This window comes from Pseudomonas oryzihabitans (assembly GCF_032027545.1).
GTDB lineage: Bacteria > Pseudomonadota > Gammaproteobacteria > Pseudomonadales > Pseudomonadaceae > Chryseomonas > Chryseomonas oryzihabitans_F.
The window spans coordinates 33,341-52,593 of sequence record NZ_JAVSJB010000001.1 but is presented as its reverse complement, the minus strand read 5'-3'; the positions used below and the strand labels follow the sequence as shown (position 1 = coordinate 52,593).

General features: G+C 62.5%; 14 protein-coding genes. 4 read left to right on the top strand and 10 right to left on the bottom strand.

The window, feature by feature from the left end; all coding sequences use genetic code 11:
* Window position 1 precedes the first annotated feature (1 nt).
* From tssI to tssB, 10 genes are all read right to left on the bottom strand, one after another.
* Window positions 2-2,008 carry a type VI secretion system tip protein TssI/VgrG gene (tssI, locus tag RND78_RS00250; protein ID WP_312725060.1) on the bottom strand — a complete coding sequence of 669 codons (2,007 nt, stop codon included), beginning with the start codon at window positions 2,006-2,008 and terminating at the stop codon, window positions 2-4.
* A gap of 265 nt (window positions 2,009-2,273) precedes the next feature.
* Complete coding sequence (locus tag RND78_RS00245) at window positions 2,274-2,747, bottom strand: hypothetical protein (RefSeq protein ID WP_312725059.1); 474 nt, start codon at window positions 2,745-2,747, stop codon at window positions 2,274-2,276.
* Between the two features lie 383 nt (window positions 2,748-3,130).
* Window positions 3,131-3,997 carry a hypothetical protein gene (locus tag RND78_RS00240; protein WP_312725057.1) on the bottom strand — a complete coding sequence of 289 codons (867 nt, stop codon included), beginning with the start codon at window positions 3,995-3,997 and terminating at the stop codon, window positions 3,131-3,133.
* A gap of 241 nt (window positions 3,998-4,238) precedes the next feature.
* Window positions 4,239-6,785 (bottom strand): type VI secretion system ATPase TssH, encoded by a 2,547-nt coding sequence (tssH, locus tag RND78_RS00235; RefSeq protein ID WP_312725055.1) that lies wholly within the window; start codon window positions 6,783-6,785, stop codon window positions 4,239-4,241.
* 1 nt (window position 6,786) lies between these two features.
* A complete protein-coding gene (tssG, locus tag RND78_RS00230; RefSeq protein WP_312725053.1) occupies window positions 6,787-7,806 on the bottom strand; it encodes a type VI secretion system baseplate subunit TssG in 1,020 nt (339 codons plus the stop codon).
* The gene (gene tssF, locus RND78_RS00225) at window positions 7,770-9,563 is read right to left on the bottom strand and encodes a type VI secretion system baseplate subunit TssF (RefSeq protein WP_312725051.1); all 1,794 of its coding nucleotides are present in this window, start codon (window positions 9,561-9,563) and stop codon (window positions 7,770-7,772) included. The genes tssG and tssF overlap by 37 nt, the downstream gene beginning before the upstream one ends.
* Window positions 9,560-9,958, bottom strand: coding sequence for a type VI secretion system baseplate subunit TssE (gene tssE, locus RND78_RS00220; RefSeq protein ID WP_312725049.1), 399 nt, complete (start codon window positions 9,956-9,958; stop codon window positions 9,560-9,562). The genes tssF and tssE overlap by 4 nt, the downstream gene beginning before the upstream one ends.
* Before the next feature lie 15 nt (window positions 9,959-9,973).
* The gene (locus tag RND78_RS00215; protein ID WP_312725047.1) at window positions 9,974-10,471 is read right to left on the bottom strand and encodes an Hcp family type VI secretion system effector; all 498 of its coding nucleotides are present in this window, start codon (window positions 10,469-10,471) and stop codon (window positions 9,974-9,976) included.
* A 71-nt stretch (window positions 10,472-10,542) separates the two neighbouring features.
* Window positions 10,543-12,021: a type VI secretion system contractile sheath large subunit gene (tssC, locus tag RND78_RS00210; RefSeq protein ID WP_312725046.1), complete on the bottom strand. Its 1,479-nt coding sequence runs from the start codon at window positions 12,019-12,021 to the stop codon at window positions 10,543-10,545.
* A 26-nt stretch (window positions 12,022-12,047) separates the two neighbouring features.
* Window positions 12,048-12,590 (bottom strand): type VI secretion system contractile sheath small subunit, encoded by a 543-nt coding sequence (gene tssB / locus RND78_RS00205; protein WP_312725045.1) that lies wholly within the window; start codon window positions 12,588-12,590, stop codon window positions 12,048-12,050.
* A 195-nt stretch (window positions 12,591-12,785) separates the two neighbouring features.
* Between tssB and RND78_RS00200 the strand changes: the two genes are divergently transcribed.
* From RND78_RS00200 to RND78_RS00185, 4 genes are all read left to right on the top strand, one after another.
* Window positions 12,786-13,247, top strand: a complete 462-nt coding sequence (locus tag RND78_RS00200) for a type VI secretion protein (protein WP_312725043.1) — start codon at window positions 12,786-12,788, stop codon at window positions 13,245-13,247.
* Between the two features lie 68 nt (window positions 13,248-13,315).
* Window positions 13,316-14,644, top strand: coding sequence for a type VI secretion system baseplate subunit TssK (gene tssK / locus RND78_RS00195; protein ID WP_312725042.1), 1,329 nt, complete (start codon window positions 13,316-13,318; stop codon window positions 14,642-14,644).
* A gap of 23 nt (window positions 14,645-14,667) precedes the next feature.
* The gene (locus RND78_RS00190; RefSeq protein ID WP_312725041.1) at window positions 14,668-15,426 is read left to right on the top strand and encodes a DotU/TssL family secretion system protein; all 759 of its coding nucleotides are present in this window, start codon (window positions 14,668-14,670) and stop codon (window positions 15,424-15,426) included.
* Window positions 15,426-19,253 carry a type VI secretion system protein gene (locus tag RND78_RS00185; protein WP_312725039.1) on the top strand — a complete coding sequence of 1,276 codons (3,828 nt, stop codon included), beginning with the start codon at window positions 15,426-15,428 and terminating at the stop codon, window positions 19,251-19,253. The genes RND78_RS00190 and RND78_RS00185 overlap by 1 nt, the downstream gene beginning before the upstream one ends.

Genomic DNA, 19,253 nt, shown 5'->3' with positions numbered 1-19,253 from the left:
GCTAGTTCGCCTTGATCAGGCCGCCCTTGAGGGTCAGCATGACGCCACCGTCCACGGTCTGCTCGGCACCACCCTTGTTGGTCAGGCTGATGCCGGCATCGTTGACCAGGGTGGTGCCGGCCTTGTTGTCCAGGGAGGTGCCCGCCTGATTGGTAATCGAGGTACCGGCCTTGTCGGTGAGCGCCAGGCCAGCCTGAGTGGTGAGATTCTGGTCGCTCTTGGCGGTCAGGTCGCCGGTGCTCTGTAGGGTCAGGGTGCCGGTCACCTTGATGGTGAGGTTGCCGTCCACGGTCAGCTCGTAGTTGCCGCTCACCTTGTGGCTGAAGTTGCCGCCGGTGCTGTGGGTCTGGTTGCCGCCCACCTTGAGGGTGCGGCTGTCCTTCACATCCAGGCTGTCGCTGCCGGTCTGGATGGTCACACTGCGCTTGCCCTTCTCCAGGGTGACGGTCTCGTCGCCCTCCTTCACCGTGCGGGTGCGGGCATTCTGCACCGTGAGGGTCTCGTCGTGGCCGATGGTGGCGGTGCTGTCGTTGAGCACGTTGACCTTGAAGTCCTTTTGCGCCTGGAGAAAGACCTCCTCGGCGTCCTTCTTGTCCTCGAAGCGCAACTCGTTGAAGCCCCCACCGCCCTTGGAAGAATTGGTCCTAATGCCGGACTGGGTCTGGTTGTCCGGCAGTGCGTAGGGCAAGGCATTGTCGCCGTTGTAGACGCAGCCGGTGACCAGCGGGCGATCCGGGTCGCCGTCGAGAAAGGTGACGATCACCTCCTGGCCGATGCGCGGCACGAATTGCATACCGAAGCCCTTGCCGCTCCAGGGTAGCGCCACCCGTACCCAGCAGGACGAGGTCTCGTCGTTCTTACCGTCGCGATCCCAAGGGAACTGGATCTTGATCCGGCCGTACTGGTCGGTCCAGATCTCCTCGCCGGCCTTGCCCACCACCTGGGCGGTCTGGGTGTGCATGCGCGGCTTGGGCGTTAGCCGTGGCGGCCGGTAGGCGGTGGCCTTGGGGATGGCCTCGAAGCGGTTGCGGTAGTGCTCGTGGCTGACATCATGGGTCACCGACGTCACCACCCAGTCGATATTGAGGCTGGCGTCGTCATGTCCGGTCAGGGTGAACCAGTGGCCGGGCACCAGCCAGCGGCAGTCGCTCTCGCCGATCAGCCGTTGCTCCTGGCTGCGCAGCCCGTCCACCCGCTGCTTGGTCAGGGCATCGCCGCGCGCCTTGGCGATATAACCGCCCGGATGCTCATACATCGACAGTGGCCCGGCCACTGCCTGCGCCTGGCTGTAAAGCGAGGTACTGGGCGTGGCGAAGGCATAGTCGGTGGCACTGTACACCCCGCTCACTGCTTGCACGCAATACTGCGCCGAACGAATGCCATGCAGCTCGCGCTCGCCGATGCCCTGGCCCAGGTAGCGCACCTTGGGGCCATTGGGGATCTGCGGGAAGGCATCGTTGCTATCTCCCAGCACCAAGGTGTGCTTGCCCTTCTCATGGGTAAAGAACCAGAAGATGCCCTCCTCCTCCAGCAGCCGCGAGACGAAGGCAAAATCGCTCTCGCCATACTGCACGCAATACTCACGCGGCTCGTAGCTGCCGGAGAGCGACAACTTGAAATCGGTGAACCCGTGGGCCTTGAAGATTTGGGTGACGATGTCCGAGGTGGAAAGGTTCTGGAAGACGCGGTTGTTGCTGGCCAGGGTGAGCCACCAGAGCCAGGGGCGCAGCAGCACCTGATAGCGCTCGGCGGTAGCGTCGGCGGGGAGTTGGCGGATCTCGGCGACCAGGGCGTCGAGGGGGCGTTGGTGGGCGTCATTGTACAGGGTGGCGGTGATATGGGTGGCTACGGCACTGCTCAAGATCAGTGCCGTGGCGCTGTCGCCATTGAGGTACAGCCTGCCCAGTGCGTTCAACGCCTCGTCCCCGGAAAGCGTCCGAGGGTAAAGATCCGTTAGGGCGGAGGCACTGACGAAGAGGTTGGTGGTGGTGTCGGTGGGGCGGGGCATTAGAACCTCGTGCACATCGCTGCACTGTGGAGCAGATAATAAATCTGCCCCTTTTGAATTCTTGTCCAGGAAAACGCCGTGGATAGATATTTTCCGAAATCTATTTTGATAATAAATACATGGTACTGACTTAGGTAGACTGGATAAACCGTTTCTATTTGCAGACTGTAGAGGGCTGAATCAACACTGCTTTCTGCGCCAAGAAATTACTCTAGATTGGCACAGATCCGACATTTATAAGCCCTCACCTCTAGGCCATCTTTAGCTAAGTGTATCCGTTCTCAATGTTACCAATTGCTACATGGGGATAGTTTGCCGCATTATTGACAATTTCGCGAATAAGTACACCTTGCAAGCACCCGACCTGCCCAGGGCTATTCATTATTGAAAACAAATCGTTAATAACTGCTGCGTAAGGCTCTCCAGCCCTTGTACTTAAAAAATCTATTATCATTGTCAGCGCATAGTAAATGCAGTTTCCACCTTCATTATCCCCAATTCTATCTGGTCTAAACCTAAAAGTTGGAAAGTGCCTGGCATTAACTGCAATATGCTGGTTAAATGCGTTGACCTCAGCAACAGTGACGGGAATTTCTAAAGAAACTGCCCGTGGATCATGCAGCATTGGAGCATCATCACCCGCCTGGCCGGGGGCCTCGCCGAATAGGCCCATTTTAGCTAGAGAAAGTACGTATTTAAAAGTATTGCTTGCATCTGGCACAAATCCAATTGTGTACATTATACGGCCATTACGCCTGCCTATCAGGGCAGTATGACCATATAGCGTGTAGTCCCAATGTGTGAAATTTAATCCATACGAGAACATTCGACCCAAACTATCCCACCGCCCATGCTGAGTAGATGAGGGGACAGAAACGAACCCTATTGTGCTTCCAAGTTGCGGCCTAGCTATGGGGACGGTCATTTAGGTTGTGCCCTCTATGTTATTGCTATAAACTTAGCAACACCAATAGTTGCGCCAATAGATAAAGCTGCTCTGTTATTCTTAGTAGTATTGCATTTGGGAGATGCGCTGTTCTAGGCTTATCCTTGAACGATTCATGTCTGGCGTAGGCGGCAGTACACCTACCCCTTAGCCTGTAATCAGCAACCCGTCTACTCTTATAACTTTGATAGTCGTAAGCCCTCATGTTGTGGCTTATCTTTTGAGTGAACAAAAGACACGGGTGGTTTAGGTGGTGTATCTGGGAGATAATTAATAATCCCACCGTCTACTGTAGAGGCGCCTGAGATTACCTCATGATAGGTATGTGTAGAGCTTTGTGATGTGGGCATGAAATGGAAGAAGGCAGCAATGCATAGCGCCAATGCGGCTACTTCTTTTTCATTGATATGGCAAACCAGTTTTGCAACTTGAACAATATCCATTGTAGAGCCAGACTTTCCCGCCCAAATTGATATGCCTTTTTTTCGGGCGGCAATAACATCCACATGACTCTCGCTTAGACTGTACTTATTGATGCGCATGTCGCGATGATCGTTGCGCTTTTCATGCAGAAACTCATTATTCCCTCGGTTTACCTGAGAGAAGTCATGTATCGCTGCAATCTTCTTGTACAGCCTTTCAATCGGCTGGGCGTCTTTTAGTTCTTCTACAATATCCTTGGTCCAATCTACTACAGCCGCCGGACCATACGTTGACTTCCCGGCGAGCGGAGATTGGTATTTGTTGCAAGAAATAAGTGCTTTCATCCCTCTTATTACCTTGTCTACGACGAATTCCTCATAGGTTGCGAGGTTAGCAAGTACGTCAAGCGCAAGATTTTCTTCCTTTCTTCGGCATTCAGTGGCTGCTAGATTACCCATTAAAGCGATCACAAGATAATCAATGTTTTCGAAATATTTGTGCTGAGTGCTTTGTATTATACTATCCGCTCCCTGCGAAAACCTGCTCTTTGAGTCTAAAGATATATATCTACCCTCGCTACCAAACTTTATGGGCGCTACTATCCATTCGTGAAATAACATCTTAAGCACTCCATGGATCTGTTTTGGTATGCGAGGGGAAAAACATGCCCACGCCATATCTTCAGTGCATGTTTCCACAAACGCTTGCTCTCTTGACTTTAATAGATATTCCTTTAGATCTTTTAATGGAAAGATGCTTTCATCATTTGGGTTTAGCACCTTGTCATGGGATATTATTAAGGTGTTTTTTGAATTAATATTAACTATTATCATACTTCACCATAGTATATAGACTGAATTTTCACTCCAACACCCACTCCGCCAACTTCCCCGTCACCTGCGCCATCAACACATTCTCGATATCCCGCGCCCCCGCCGAACTGCACTTGGCGAGTACAGCCTTGACGATATCCGGATCGAAATCGAATTGTTTGCCGGTCGCAGTCTTATAGCGCTCCCGCAATTTCTCCAACTTGGCGACCACGATGCCCTCCAACGTCGCCTCATCCAGCGGCCGATAAGGCACCACGGTCATCCTTGCGAGAAAAGCCGGGCGGAAGGCCTTTAGCAGTACCTGGCGCAGCCGTTCATTGAAGACGTCACTTCCAAGTTGGTCAGCCGGCATATCCAGAACCAGTTCGGCGCCAACGTTACTGGTGGCGAGGATGACGGTGTTCTTGAAGTCCACCACCAGGCCGGTGCCGTCTTCCATCAGGCCTTTGTCGAAGACGTTGTAGAAGGCTTCCAGCACATCGGGGTGGGCCTTTTCGATCTCGTCGAGCAGCACCACCGAATAGGGTCGGCGGCGGACCGCTTCGGTTAGCACGCCACCGCTGCCGTAGCCGACGTAGCCGGGCGGTGCGCCCTTGAGTTGGCTGACGGTGTGGGCTTCCTGGTATTCGGAGAGGTTGATGCTGATGAGGTTGCGCTCGCCGCCGTAGAGGGCGTCGGCCAGGGCGTAGGCGGTTTCGGTCTTGCCCACGCCGGTGGGGCCAAGCAGCAGGAAGACGCCCACCGGTTTGGCTGGGTCGGTGAGGCCGGCGCGGTAGGCCTGGATGCGTTGGGCGATGGTGTCCAGCGCATCCGCCTGGCCCATCACCCGCTGGCCGAGGCGTTGGCCGAGGGTGCGGATGGCGTGGGCCTCGTCGGCGAGCATCTTGCCCACCGGGATGCCGGTCCAGCCGGCGATGACCGCAGCCACCACCTTGGAGTCGACCTGCTCGGGCACCAGGGGGTCGTCCTCGCGGATGGCGTCCAGCCCCGCTTCCAGGCGTACCAGTTCGGCGGCGAGGTGGTCGAGGCGGCCGTCCAGCTCGCGGTCGGGTTGCGCGGCTTCGGCACTTTCGCTCAGGGCCAGCAGCTCGCGGCGGGTATCGAGCCACAGGGCCACCGCCTCGCGCTCGTCCTGCCAGCGACGCTCCAGGGCGGCGATGGCCAGGCGGTTTTCGGCGGACTCTTCTTCCAGCGCGGTGATGCGCTCGCGGTGGGCCAGGCCCGTGGCCTGTTCGCGGCGCAGGCGCTGCAACTCCTCCTCCAGGGCCTGTTCGCGGTGTCTCAAGGCTTCCAGCGGCGGCGGTACGTCGTGCTGGGCCAGGGCGACCCGAGCGCAGGCGGTGTCCAGCACGCTGATGGCCTTGTCCGGCAACTGGCGGCCGGAGATATAGCGATGGGAGAGCTTGACCGCATCCTGGATGGCGGCGTCGAGCACCTGCACGCCGTGGTGTTGTTCCAGCTTGGCGGCTACGCCGCGCAGCATCTCCACGGCGGTGGCTTCGTCCGGCTCCTCTACCTGCACCAGCTGGAAGCGACGCGTCAGGGCCGGGTCCTTCTCGAAGTATTTCTTGTATTCCAGCCAGGTGGTGGCGGCCAGGGTGCGCAACTCACCGCGGGCCAGGGCCGGCTTGAGCAGGTTGGCGGCGTCGCTGCCGCCTTCGGCACCACCGGCACCGATCAGGGTATGGGCCTCGTCGATGAACAGGATGATCGGCTGGCGGCTGTTGCGCACGGCGTCGATCACGCCCTTGAGGCGCTGCTCGAATTCGCCCTTGATCCCGGCACCGGCCTGCAGCAGGCCGAGGTCGAGCACCCGCAGGCTGACATTCTGCAACGAGGGCGGTACTTCCCCAGCGGCGATGCGCAGGGCCAGGCCCTCGACCACGGCGGTCTTGCCTACACCGGGGGCGCCGACCAGGATGGGGTTGTTCTGCCGACGGCGCAGCAGGATGTCGATACTCTGGCGGATCTCGCCGTCGCGGCCGACGATAGGGTCGATACGACCGGCACGGGCATCGGCGGTAAGATCCTGGGTGTACTGCTCGAGAAAGGCGTCACCCTCCTCCCCGCCCTTGGCCGCGCCTGCGGCGGCCGTCGCGCGGCGCGGCGTTTCCGTGGAGGCGGCGAGCCATTCGTCCAGGTGCTGGCGGAGCGCCTCACAGGGGATGCGCAGCAGGCAGGCGGCGCTGCCCAGCAGCAGGCTGCGGAATTCGTCGCGATCGAGCAAGGCCAGCAGCAGCACGCCGGAGCCCAGGCGTTCCAGACGGCGCACGCTCTTGAGCAGCACCGCCTGTTCCAGCCAGGCTACCAGGTGGCTGCCCAGGGAAGGCGTGCGGGTGCTGCCGGCCTTGAACAGTTGCAGGGTATGCTGGAGTTCCGCCTCCACTTCTTCGCGGCTCAGGCCGCAACGCGGCAACAGCACGGCCAGGTCGCCACCGCGGATGTCCAGCAGCTCCAGCAGCAGGTGCTCCACTTCCACCTGGTGGTGGGTCAGCCCCATGCAACGCTGCGCGGCGCGTTCCAGGGCCTGGCGGCAGGGTGCGTTGAGGTGGGAAATCAGCTCGCCCAATTCCATGTCAGGCCGCCTCCAGGTCCAGTTGCAGGGTCAGGGTGTGCAGGCGCTCGGGGGCGGCGGCACGCAGCAGTTGGGCGCCACGGCCGAAGCGCGGGGGCGCCTGGCGCGCCAGCACCATGGGCCGGGCGCCGCGCAGTTGCAGCTGCAACCGGCAGCCCAATTCGGTGCCGAAGTAGCAGATCCAGAGCGCCACCAGTTCGGCATGGCGTGCCCCGCCGGGCAGAAAGGCTTCGCCCTGAGTGGTGGCCAGCGGCCCCAGCTCCAGCTGTACCCCGGCCTGGTCATCCCAGACATGGGTGCCGAGCAGGGCGTCGCGGCCGAGGCGCAGATTGCTGCCGCCCCGCGCCAGTTGGCTGCGGTTGGCCTCTGGCAGGGTTTTCCAGGCGCCCACGAAGGGCTGCGCCTGGGCCGGTACCCGGAAGTGTTGGCGGATCAGGTTGACGAAGCCGGCCAGGGAGCGGCGGCTGTTGCCGAAGAGCGCCACGCGGGCGGTGAAGGCGCTATCGGCCAGGCGTTGGCGGCCTTGCAGCGCAGCGGAGGCTAGGCCGACCAAGGCCTTCAGCGGCAGCTGCAGCGGACTCCGCTCGGGCGGCTGGAAGCCAACAGCCGGGCGAAGGTGCAGGTCGATGCGATAGAGCAGGCTAAGCAGGCGGTGCTGGAACAGATCGAGAAATTCGGCCGGTGCCGCGTCCTTGAGCCGGCTGCGCTGTTGCAGCCATTCTTGGTAGGCATAGGGCAAAGGACCATCGGGACCGCCCAGGCCGAACACCGGGGTGTGCAGGACCGGACGGTGCTGGGAATCCAGCTCTAGGTCATCGATCTGGTTGGCGGCGAAACCGGGTGTCAGCGGGCCCTTGAGACGCACCGCCTCACGCCGGGGGTCGTCACCCTGCCCCAGTGGCAAGGCCTGTGGCCGCAGGCGCTCCAGCAGCAGCAGCGCCTGGGTCAGCTCGAAGCGCTGCGGGACGGCCCGCAACAGCGCCGCTAGAGCAGCAGGGCGTTGCCGGTCCATGGCTGCCATGTCTTGATCTCCTTGTCCGCGAGGATCAGCACCGTGCGCACGAAGCAGTTGGCGCTGACGTAAAGGGTGAGAAAGCGTGCGACCACCGCCGCGAACAGCACCGGGCTGGTGCCGTGGAAAGCTTCGGGGTCCAGCGTCAGGCGCACCTCGTAGCCCTGGCGCCAACCGCGCCAGGCATCGTCGCCGACGCGGTCCATTACCTTGCGCGTGGTCAGGCCACTGATGCCCTGAATCTGCCGACGCAGGGTGTCGTCGCCGCGCAGGTTGTGCAGCGCCAGCATCTCCTTAAGCGCCTCAAGCGCCCCGGGACCTTCCACCAGCGATTGCTGGTTGAGCGCGAGCAGCGAAACCAGTTGCCAGCGCGAGGCGCCCTGCAGATCGGGCGTTACCTGGTCGCTGGGTTTGCGCAGCAGCTCGATGCGGGTGACCGGGCCGGGCCGCTCGAAGAACAGGTTGGCGCCGGCCGGCAACGCCTGGGCCTGGCCGCGATTGGTACAGAGCACCTTGGCGGTGAGGCTGGTGATCGCTGTGGCAACCGTGGGGTCCAACTGGGTATCCACTAGGCTGAGCTGCATGTCCGAGCCACGCCGGCTGGGATTTAGGCCCTCGCTGCGCCGGGTGTGCCAGTACAGAGATGTCGAGGCTAGTAGGTGACCATGGCCATAGTAGGGAGCCACATCCACCACGCCCGTAGCGGTCATGGCCCGCAGGCTACGGACGCTGTGGATCTCGACACTGTCCTCGCGATGGGCGTCGGCCACCAGGCGATATTCGCTCTGGGTACCGCTGGGCCGTAGCGGCTCGGCGGTACGCGGAAAGAGATTGACCATTGGGGTACAGCCGAGCTGCAGGTCATCGCGGTGCAGGCTGGGCAGGTGGCGCGGCAGGCGCTGGAAGACCACGTATAGGCTGAGCTGGTTGGTGGCCCCTGGCGGGATCGCCAGGGGCACGTCGAAGAAGGCGAATTTCTCGGTGAAGGCGAAGTATTCGTACAGCAGTCTCAGGCCCGGATGGACGCTTTCCTCATCCGGCAGTAGTTGCTCGCCCTCGGCGAAGCCGACGAGGGTCACCGCCCCCGCCACCGGCTGTAAAGGGCCGTCGGGCAGGCCACAGAGCACCGTCTGCACGCTGGCCTGCAGCAGGTCGGTGAGTTCGGCGACGATGCGTGCGGCGCAACCGAGGTGAAGGCGCAGCGAAGTGATCGGTAGTTCGGGCAGCAGATGCTCGCCCAGCGCCTGGAGATCGATACGCAGTGCCGACTGACCCGCGGCGATCCCGGTGAAGGCCTGGGTTTCCTCGGCGCCGAGAAAACGTACGGCGGCGATTTCCAGCGGCCAGAGGGTGACCGGATAGGCGGTGCGAAAGTGCAGGCTCTCGCCAGCGGCGTTGGCGGTGAACAGCGGGGTATCCCGCGGTAGGTGGAAGCCCCCCTTGAGCGTGCCCTGGGTGGCATCGGGCTGGAAGCGGACGATGCCGCAGGACGGCACGGGACGTAGCGCCAGCGGATAGAGCTGTTCGAGCAGGGCGTTGCTGAAGTCGCCGTAGCCATCGTCCAGGCGCCGCTGCAGGCGAGCGGTGAGCAAGGCAAAGCCTTCCAACAGGCGCTCCACATGGGGATCGGCGCATTCGCTGGCGGACAGTGCCAGGCGCTGGCCGACCTTGGGATAGCGCTGGGCGAATTCCTGTCCGGCGCGACGCAGCCAGGTCAGCTCGCGCTGGTAGTGATCCAGGAGTGTGGTGTCGATGGAATCCGTCATGGACTAGCCGATCCGTTCTCGCTCACATCCATATGAAAGGGCCGCTCCGCCTCGCCATGCCGACCCGGCAGGTAGCCCTCGATCACCAGCCGCAACGCGGTCGCCGCCGGTGCCACCGGTTGCAAGGTCACCGCCACCAGCCGCAGCCGCGGCTCGAAGGCACGGATGGCAGCGGCCACCTCGCGGATCAGTCGCCGCCGCTCGTCATCGTCGTGCGGCGACGCCGCCGTCCAATCGGCGACGCCATAGTCGAGGATGGTTCGCTGCGTGCCCGCCTGCTCAATACTCGCCATGCGAGTATTGAGCAGGCGGCTAAGCTCGTCGCGTACCGACTCGGCGAGCCCGGCACCGGCGCTGCCCTCCTCCGCCAGCCGATCAAACAATCCCTGGGGCACGGACGGCTGCCCCCGTTAGCTGGCGAGCTTGTTGGCGGCCAGGTCCCAGGTCGCCGCCGAGGTGCCTTCCTTGGTGCCATTTTCCTTCTGGGCGGTCAGCTCCCATTTGATCTTGGTGAAGTTGAGCGACAGGGTTTCCACCGGCTTGCCGCCAGAACCACCGCTGACGCTGACATTGGAGATGACCGCGTTGGTCAGGGTGTAGACGATGAAGGGCAGGACCTTGCCACCGGATTCAGCGGCGTTGCGGCCGATGATCACCTTGGCCTCGGCGATGGACTTGCCGGCGCAGCAGTACTGGTTGAGGTTGGGGGTGGAGGTGTCGACGAACTTGGTCAGGGTGAATTCGCCGATGTGCGGCTTGCCCGAGGTACGTTCCGAGTTGCTGACGTCGTTGGTGACCTGCATGGCCACGTTGTGGCTGAAGGACATGACCTCGATCTTGTCTTTGTAGCCTTCGATGAGGGAATCGCCTTTGATATCGGCGCCCAGGTCCAGAATGATCGCGTCCATAGCGAAGAGCTCCTAACGAAATGAAGGTGTAAGGTGCCGCCGGCAAAATGCCCGCGGCGGCAGACCCGGACTCAGGCGGCGGCCGGCGGCGGCAACTCGGCCACCAGGCGGATGGAGGCGGTGAGGCCTTCGAGCTGGAAGTGCGGTCGCAGGAACACCGTGGCCCGGTAGGTACCCGGCTTGCCTGCCACCTCGAACACATCGACCCGCGCCTCGCGCAGCGGATACTGCGCCTTGATGCTCTGGGGCGCGTTGTCGTTGATCAGCACGTAGTCGGCGATCCAGTTGTTGAGGTAGCTCTCTACGTTGTCGCGGGTCATGAAGCTGCCCACCTTGTCGCGCATGATCACCTTGAGGTAGTGAGCGAAGCGCGAGGCCGCCAGCACATAGGGCAACATGCCGGAGATGCGCGCGTTGGCGTTGGCATCCGGGGTGTTGTAGACCTTGGGCTTGTTCGCGGTCTGGCCGCCGAAGAACACCGCGAGGTCGCTGTTCTTCTTATGGCAGAGGGCGATGAAGCCCAGTTCGTCCAGTTCCTTCTCACGGCGGTCGGTGATGGCCACTTCGGTGGGGCACTTGAGGGTCAGGTCGCCGGAGGCGGTGGTAAAGGTATGCGCCGGCAGCCCCTCCACCGCGCCGCCGCCCTCGACACCACGGATGGCGGCGCACCAGCCGTACTTGGCGAAGGCATCGGTGATGCGTTGCGCCAGCAACCAGGCGGCGTTGCCCCAGAGGTACTTGTCGTGCTCGGTACCGTTGACATCCTCGACGAAGTTCATGCCTTCCACCGGATGGGTGTCCGGGCCATAGGGCAAGCGCGCCAGGTAGCGCGGCAGGGCCAGGGAGACGTAGCGCGAATCCTCGCTCTCGCGGAAGGAGCGCCATTTGATCAGCTCCAGGCTCTCGAAGATCTTGGCCAGGTCGCGCGGCACGGCCAGCTCACCGAAGCTGGACATGTCGAACAGCCGTGGACTGGCCCCGGCGATGAAGGGCGCGTGGGCCGCGGCGGCGACGTTGGAGAGTTTTTCCAGCAGGGCCACGTCCTGGGGATGGCGACCGAAGGCGTAATCGCCGATCAGCAGGCTGAAGGGATGGCCGCCGAAGGTGCCGTATTCCTCTTCGTAGATCTTCTTGAACAGGGCGCTCTGGTCGAATTCGACCGCCTTCTCCAGGTCGGTCTGCAGCTCCTGCTGGGTCACGTTGAGCAACCGCAGCTTGAGCCGGGTGCCGGTCTCGGTATTCATCACCAACTGGTGCAAGCCACGCCAGGAGGCCTCCAGCTTCTGTACCTCGGGGTGATGGAGGATCTCGTTCAGTTGCGCGCTGATCAATTCGTCGATGCGCGCGATGCGCTCGTTGATCATGGCGACCGTGTCCTTGTCCACCACCATGCCCTCGTCGAGGACCTGGGTGGCGAATTCCGCGAGCATGTCGCGGGCGTAATTCTGCTGGCTGTCGTCGTGCGCCATGCGCCCTTCGGCGATGATGCGATCGAGCAGCGTCAGGGTGGTCGTCTCGCTAGTGGACGCCTCAGCTTGTTGCTTGGCCATGCTGCTTCTCCTTCCTTGAGTTCAGATCAGGCGGTTTCTTCGGGCCTGGCACCAGCGGCCGGCGCGTCGGCCTGGGCGGACGCACGCGCGGTTTTGATTGCCTCGAGCTCGCCGGTATTGGCCACGACCTGCTGCAACAGGCTGTCGAGGTCGTCGTTGCCATCGAGCTTGGTAAGCAGATCGCGCAGGCGCTGGCGCGCCTCGAACAGGCGGCGCAGGGGCGCGACCTGGCCGACCAGCCTGGCCGGGTCGAAGTCGTCGATATGGGAGAAGCGCAGCTCGACGTTGAGCTTGCTGCCATCGCCGCTGAGGGTGTTGTCCACCTGGAGCGTGGTGCGCGGCGCCAGGGAGGCCAGGACGTCGTTGAAGTTGTCGCGGTCGATGCTGACGAAGCGACGTTCGCCGAGCTTGGACAGCGGTGCCTCCGGCTTACCCGACAGGTCGGCGAGCACGCCGACCACCAGTGGCAACTCCTTCTTCTCGATGGCGCCGCCGATCTCGACGTCGTAGGTGATCTGGACCCGCGGCGGGCGCACGCGGTCGAGCTTGTGCTGGGTACTTTCGGCCATCATTCCTCTCCCTGGACACGCACCTGCCGGCACCTTGCGTATCCCTGCAATGCAGCTGATCTTGAGGTTGCCTCACACCGTTATGGCAAGACATCCATCCCTGAAAAAAGTTCAGTCCGGTGAACTGGTAAAGACAGTAAATTAGGGTTATAAATTTTGGAAGGGACTTTTTAGATTTTTTCGATGGATCGAATAATGGCACTTTCAAATCACCGCTTTTTGTGTAGGCACGTTTTTTTCTCATGCCTGCTGCTTTTTTCTGGATGCGCTTTTTTTGGCTCGAGAGTTGCACTTAACAATGTGACGATCGAGGTCGAACGCAACGCCAACGGCAATTCTCCCGTCTCCGTCGATTTCGTTGCCACTCCCGATGCGACCCTCACTCAGAGCCTGAAGGGCCTGACGGCCAGCCAATGGTTCGCCCAGCGCGAGCAGCTGCAGCGCGATAATCCCGGTCGCCTTGATGTCTGGAGTCTCGAGGTCGTTCCCGAACAGTTCGCGGTTTTTCGCGACATTCCGCTACACGGCGTCAAGGCGCAGGACGTGCTGGTCTACGCCAACTACAGCACCCCTGGCGCCCATCGCCTGCTGATCACCACGGAAAAGCGTATCTGGCTGAAATTGGACGCGCGCGAGATGCAATTCATAGCTCCCTAACTTAATCTGCAAAATACTTGAGATTAACTATGGGCGTTGTCATTAGTTCGACTTATCGAAGGTCTTTCATGCAAAAGATTCCCGATGCAGTTCAATGGCATGAAGGGCTGCAATTATTGCCACAGCACTTTCAATTACAGGATTTGCGGGCGGAAACCCTGGCAGCGGCGCTAGTGGCCAGTGCGCATCCCTGGTATTGGGGCATCGAGAACTATGAAATAGATTCATCTTCCCTGCTCGGTGGACGTATTCGCCTACTGAGCCTGAGCGCCATCCTGCCGGATGGTCTGCCGGTAGCCTTCGACGCCGGTTGCGATGCGGTCGTCGAGTTGGACGTGACCGAGCAGCTCGCCCAGACACCCGGCCAAGACCTGCTGGTATCCCTTGCCGTTACTCCACTGCAGCGTGGTGGCCAGTTGCTACCCCTCAAAGGTCGGCTGCATTCGGTGGCGGGGCCGGCGATTCCGGATCTCGCCAGCGGCGAATTTCCCGAGCCGATCCCGGTATGGCGGCCGGCCCTGCGACTGGTGGTGGAAGCCACGCGGAATGACTCGGTGTCTCTGCCGCTACTCAAGATCGGTTTCGATGGAACGGCTTATGTTCGGCGCCCCTATCTGCCACCGACGCCCCTGCTGCTACCGGAGACCGACCTCGGGCAGCGCATCGCCGCGCTGTGCGTCCAGGCCCGGGAAAAATGCCAGTTCCTGGCCAATCGTCTCCGCCAGGCCAGGCAGAGCGCCGAATTCGAGGATATCCAGGAGATCCGCAGCCAACTCGCCGCGGTCTGGTCCGAGCTGCCCGTGGTCGAAGCCGTGCTGGGTAGCCGTATCGCACACCCTGCCCAGGTGCATCGCGAGCTGGTGGCCATGGCCGGCGCCCTGGTGGCCCTGGACCCGGTCGCCGGCCTGCCGGTGTTCCGGCCGCTGCGCTACCGGGAGCTGCTGGCCGGCTTCGACGAGGTGTTGAGTTGGCTCGAGGCCGCCCTGGCCAGCATCCGGGGCGCCTATCGGAGCATCCTGTTCCAGCAGGCCGAGCAGGTCTTCTCGGTGGAGTTACCGAATCGCCAGGCGGCGCGGCAAGAGCTGGTCGTGGGGCTGCGCATGCCGCTGGGTGCCACATCGGCAGCGGCTCGCGAATGGCTGGAGCGCTGCGTCCTCGGCTCGGCGAGCGTGATAGAGACACTGCGGCGGCAACGCATGCGCGGCCTGTCCTTCAGGCCAATGGAGCACCGGGAGCAGATCGCCTACAGCGTTGGCGAGGATACCCGGCTGTTCGTGTTGTATGCCCAGGGCGAATGGTTCCGCCCCGAGGAGCCGTTGCAGGTCGCCGCCTTCCATGACCAAGCGCTGGTGGTGCCACGTGAGCTCGTATTGTTCCAAGCCAACGAAACGTCTTGATCACCACCAACCAGGGATCCTCTATGGACAGTAGCCCTTCCCTCGTCAATGCCAGCCGCTATCCACTCAGTACCGCCTTCGCCAGCGCCTGGAGCGAGTGGATGGACGCCTGGGAACGACTGAACGTCCTCGACTCCGTGGCGGCGCAAGCGGCCTTCGCCACCGAACAGGGCTGCGCCATTACCCACCGGCTTTGGCGGCGCGTCGCCCAACTGGCGGGAGACGCCCGAACCGAGCAGGCCAAGGCTGTTCTCTACGCCTTCGTCGCGTTGCTCGACGAGCAACTACTGTTCCAGCCCTGGCCAGGCCAGGCCGACTGGAACGCGCGCCTGCTGGAGGCAAGGCTGTTCAAGAGCCACGCGGCAGGTGAACGGGTGCCCCTGGCCATCAGCCGCGTCTTGACGGCCAGAGACCCTAGTGACCGCGACCTGGCCAACGTCTACCTGCAATGCCTGATTCTCGGCTTCTACGGACGCCTGCGCGGGAAAAAGGGCGCCGCGCTGCACGAGCAATGGCGCAAGACGCTGTTCGAATTAGTCCATCAGCGGCCGGCTTCCACCGAGGGGCTGGGCGCCATGCTCGGCCGCCTGGCCAGCGAGGTCCCGCCCCTGCAGCAGCCGCCCAAGGAAAGCCTGCCGGATTCGCTACGCCTCGGCGTCGTGCTGGGCGCCATGTTCATGCTGCTGCTCGTGGCCAGCCTGGTGCTGTGGTGGGACATCGGTCGGCCCCTGGACCCGCTGCTGGCCGAACTCGACAGCCCCCGACAGGAGCAGCAGCGCTGATGCAATCGCTCATCGTGCTGGTTATCGGCGCCCTGCTTGTCCTGGCTGCCCTGGCGCTCTGGCTGAAACTCTCCAAGGTCAGGCTGGATGGCACCAGCCGCAGCTTCTATGGCGCGCTACGGCAGTGGGAGCAGGACGCCGACGTCGCCGACCGCTATCGCGCGCAATGGGTCCTGGCGCTGGGTGAACAGCGCGACACCGAGCACCTGGTACGCGCCTGGGGGCTCAACCCCGCGGGTCAGCCGGGCTGGTTCGGACGCTGGTGGTATGGTCCGGAAGGCGGGGTGCTGGTCACGCCCAGCCTGTTCTTCAGCAAGTTGCCGACGGTCTCCATCCATCTACGGCTGTGGCAGCGCCTCTTGCGGCTGCTGCTCAAGCTGCGCGCACGGCGACCGCTAGATGCCGTGCTCTGGGTCTGCCCGCTGGAGCTATTGCTGGACGAGGAAGGCTTGCCGACGCTCGCCGCCACGGCACGGCGCAAGCTCCTCGACGTGCAGCAGACCCTCGGCCTGAATCTCCCGGTGTATCTGGTCATCACCGGTCTCGAAGCGTTGCCGGGGGTTACGGACCTGTTGGAGCGGGCACCGGCGGAGACCTTGCGAAAAGCCCTGGGCTGGACCAATCCCAGGCCATTGGAAACCCCCTGGCAAGCCGACTGGATCGATCAGGCGTTCGCTCAGTTGGTCAGCGAACTGGCCAATGCGCTCAGTGAGATCGGTACGCTGAACGGAACCCTGACGCCGCAGCTCTATGCCCTCCCTCTCACCTTGCAACGGCTTACCACTCCCCTGCAGTCCCTGGTCGCTCCCGTGTTCGAGGGGATAGCACCAGGTGAAGCGCCCCGGCTGCGGGGCTGCTACTTCTCCGCCGCACACCTGGATGATGATCGCATCCAGGCAGCGGATAGCCTGTATGCCGAGCCCTCGGCGTCCGAAGCGCCACGCCAGGCATTCGGCGCCGCGCTATGGCGCCAGCGGATTGCCCCGGAGCGAGGCCTGGCGCAGCCCATCGCCCGGGTCGTGCATATCCGCCGGCGTTGGCAACGGGCGACGCTGCTCGCGGCCTTGCTACTGGGTTGCGGCTGGGCCGGTGCGATGGCGTGGGCTTGGTATGGGCGTACCCAAGACGCCCAGGCACTGGCCACCCTGCTCGAGCCCCCTGGGACGACGGCCGATCGCCGCGATACGCTGCTGCAGAGTTCGCTGGCCCAGAGCTGGCCCCTGTTGAGCCAGGCGCCACGCTGGCAGTTCACCAGCCTCGTTCTACCAGCGTCCTGGTTCTCGCCGCTTGACACCCAGTTGCAGGCGCTGTTGCGGGAACGCCTGCAGCAGCAACTCCTGGACCCCATCCACCACGGACTGGTCCAAGCCATCGATGCGCTCAAGACACCGGGCGCCACTGGCCGCATCGGCGGCCGCAGTGCGACGAACGAGGACGACTATCTACGCCAAGCCCGCGCGTTGGTGGCTCGAGCCACGCGACTGCAGGCACAGGAAAACCGCTACCTGCAGGCCACCCGCAGCAGCGCGACGCCCATGGACGAGTTGGTCGGCCTGGCCAACGAACTCGCCAATACCGCCTACCAACCGCAACAGCTGCGCTTCCTGCACTACTACAATGCGACCTTGCAGCCAGATGCCAGCCGGCCTCCGGCGGTCTTCCCGCTAGCAGCCGCCAAGCAGGAGACCGGGGCACGCTTTCTCACCCTGATGCGGCTCTGGCTCGACCGCTTCTTCGGTACCGACGACTTCGCCAGCATCGCCGGCTACGTCGCCAGCGGTCTGCAGAATCTGCAGACCGGCCAGCGCATGAATCTCCAGGACCTGGAGGACCTGGATGCGAATATCGACGAACTGCGTCGCCTCGTCGAACTCACCAACGTCGCCTGGCAACAGACGACTAGTAAGGAACTGGTCCCTGGTTATCAGGAACTTCTGGACCATGCTCGGGAAACCACCTTGATCGGTCCTGACGTGGTCGACCAGGTCGACCACTATGCCCAGACGCTCAAGCGCACCTTCCGTGATCGCTGGATAGGCCAGCAGAGCACCCGGGTGGGCGTACTAACGGAGCAGGGCAGCGGCCAATTACAGTTGCAAGCCCCCGTGGTCAAGGTCGACCAGGCGATAGAAGCCTTGAAGCAGCAATCCTTCAGTCAGATTGCCCTTGCGGATTCAGCGATCAAGGACAGTGCCTCCCTATCGGCGATGGACGACAACAGCCTCACGACCGCCTTGGCTTACTACGACGATTATCAGCGCTACCTCACGCAAGATGTCGCCGAGTTACCGCCGACCTATCGCCGAGCCCTGCTGGCCACCGCCCGGGAGGCCGCCCTGACCGCGCTCTGGCAGGCGCTCAGCAGCAAGACGCTGGGCCAACCCCAGGATTTCAATGGCCTCTCGGGCACGGCGTTCGCCGTCAATATCGATAGAAGCAACCAGATGCTGGCGGTGCTGACACAGCTGGGCGATCCCATACGCGCCGAGATCCTGCGTCGTGAGCTGAATCAGCGAGCCCTTCAGGATCTGCGGCATGCTGCAAACGACCTCTACGCACTGCCGATCTTTGATGAACGCCTGAACTTCGCCAACTGGGATGGCCGTGCGAACTTCGTGGTCAACACCTACCGAGTAGCTAACATTCAACGCTTGAAACAGACGCTCGCCCAGCAATTCATCCTCGCCAGCACCTATCTGCAGCGCATCCGGCCGGCGCTCACCTGGCTGGATACACAACGCGCCTCGCTTGGCGCAGGCGATCTAGAGCAGCTCCATCTGCTTTCCGACATGGCTCTGGAGCTGAAGAAGTACGCCGAGCAAAATCCGACTTCATCGCCAGCCCTCTACGAGCAACTGGTCGCCCAAGATCTCAACCAGATGGACGCGACCAACTGTGGGGCAACCTTGTCCGCGGCGATACTGCCTACAGGCGACGGTGCCCTGTCCCGGCAGATCCGCAATCTCAAGGTCAGTGCGGACAGTCGCTGCGCCAGTCTCCAGCAAGGCGCGGCCCAAGCCGCCTGGCAGCAGTTGGCCGACTACTTCCAACGCTACCTCGCCGGGCGCTTTCCTTTCAGCTTCGAGGAAACCGCGGCCGATGCGAATCCCGAACGGGTGAGCGCCTTCCTGCAACTGATCGACCAGGCGGCGCCGACGGCCCTGGCTGCCGCCAAGGCGTCGCCTTCACCCAACAGCGCTGCAGCGATCGCCTTCCTGGAAAGCCTGCAACAGGCCAAGGTGTGGCTGAGCCCGTTGCTGGTCGGAGACAAGGACACCACGCGCGGGGTCGATGTGGAGGTTCGCTGGCGTACCGACCGCCAGGAAGAACGCCGCGCCGATCAGCTCATCGACTGGAGTCTGTACGTGGACGGTCGCAGCATCAGCTTCCCCGGCAACCTGGTCGGCCAGTTGCGTTGGGGCCTCGGCGAGCCCGTGAAGCTGGTACTGCGCTGGGCGACCGGCAGCACCCAACGCCCGCTGGCCGATCCCCGCCAGGCCGCGCTCGCGGTCTACGACACCGAGGCCGGCTGGCAGTACGAGGGGCCGTGGGCGCTGTTGCGCTTCATCCGCGACCACCAGGCCTACGAGCGGCTGCCGACCCAGGATCTCAGCGATCGGCCGCTGGCCTTCCAGGTCCCTACCCGCTCTGCAGTGCCGGGCGAAACCTCGATGCTGGCCTTTATTCGCGTGTCGCTGATGGGCGTGGGCAGCAAGCAGCCCTTGATGCTGACGTCCCTGCCGACCAGTGCGCCCCTGTCGCCCTTTGCGATGCCCTCCACCGTTCCTCCTACCGCGAGCATTACGCCCAATGTCATCGGTCCCTAG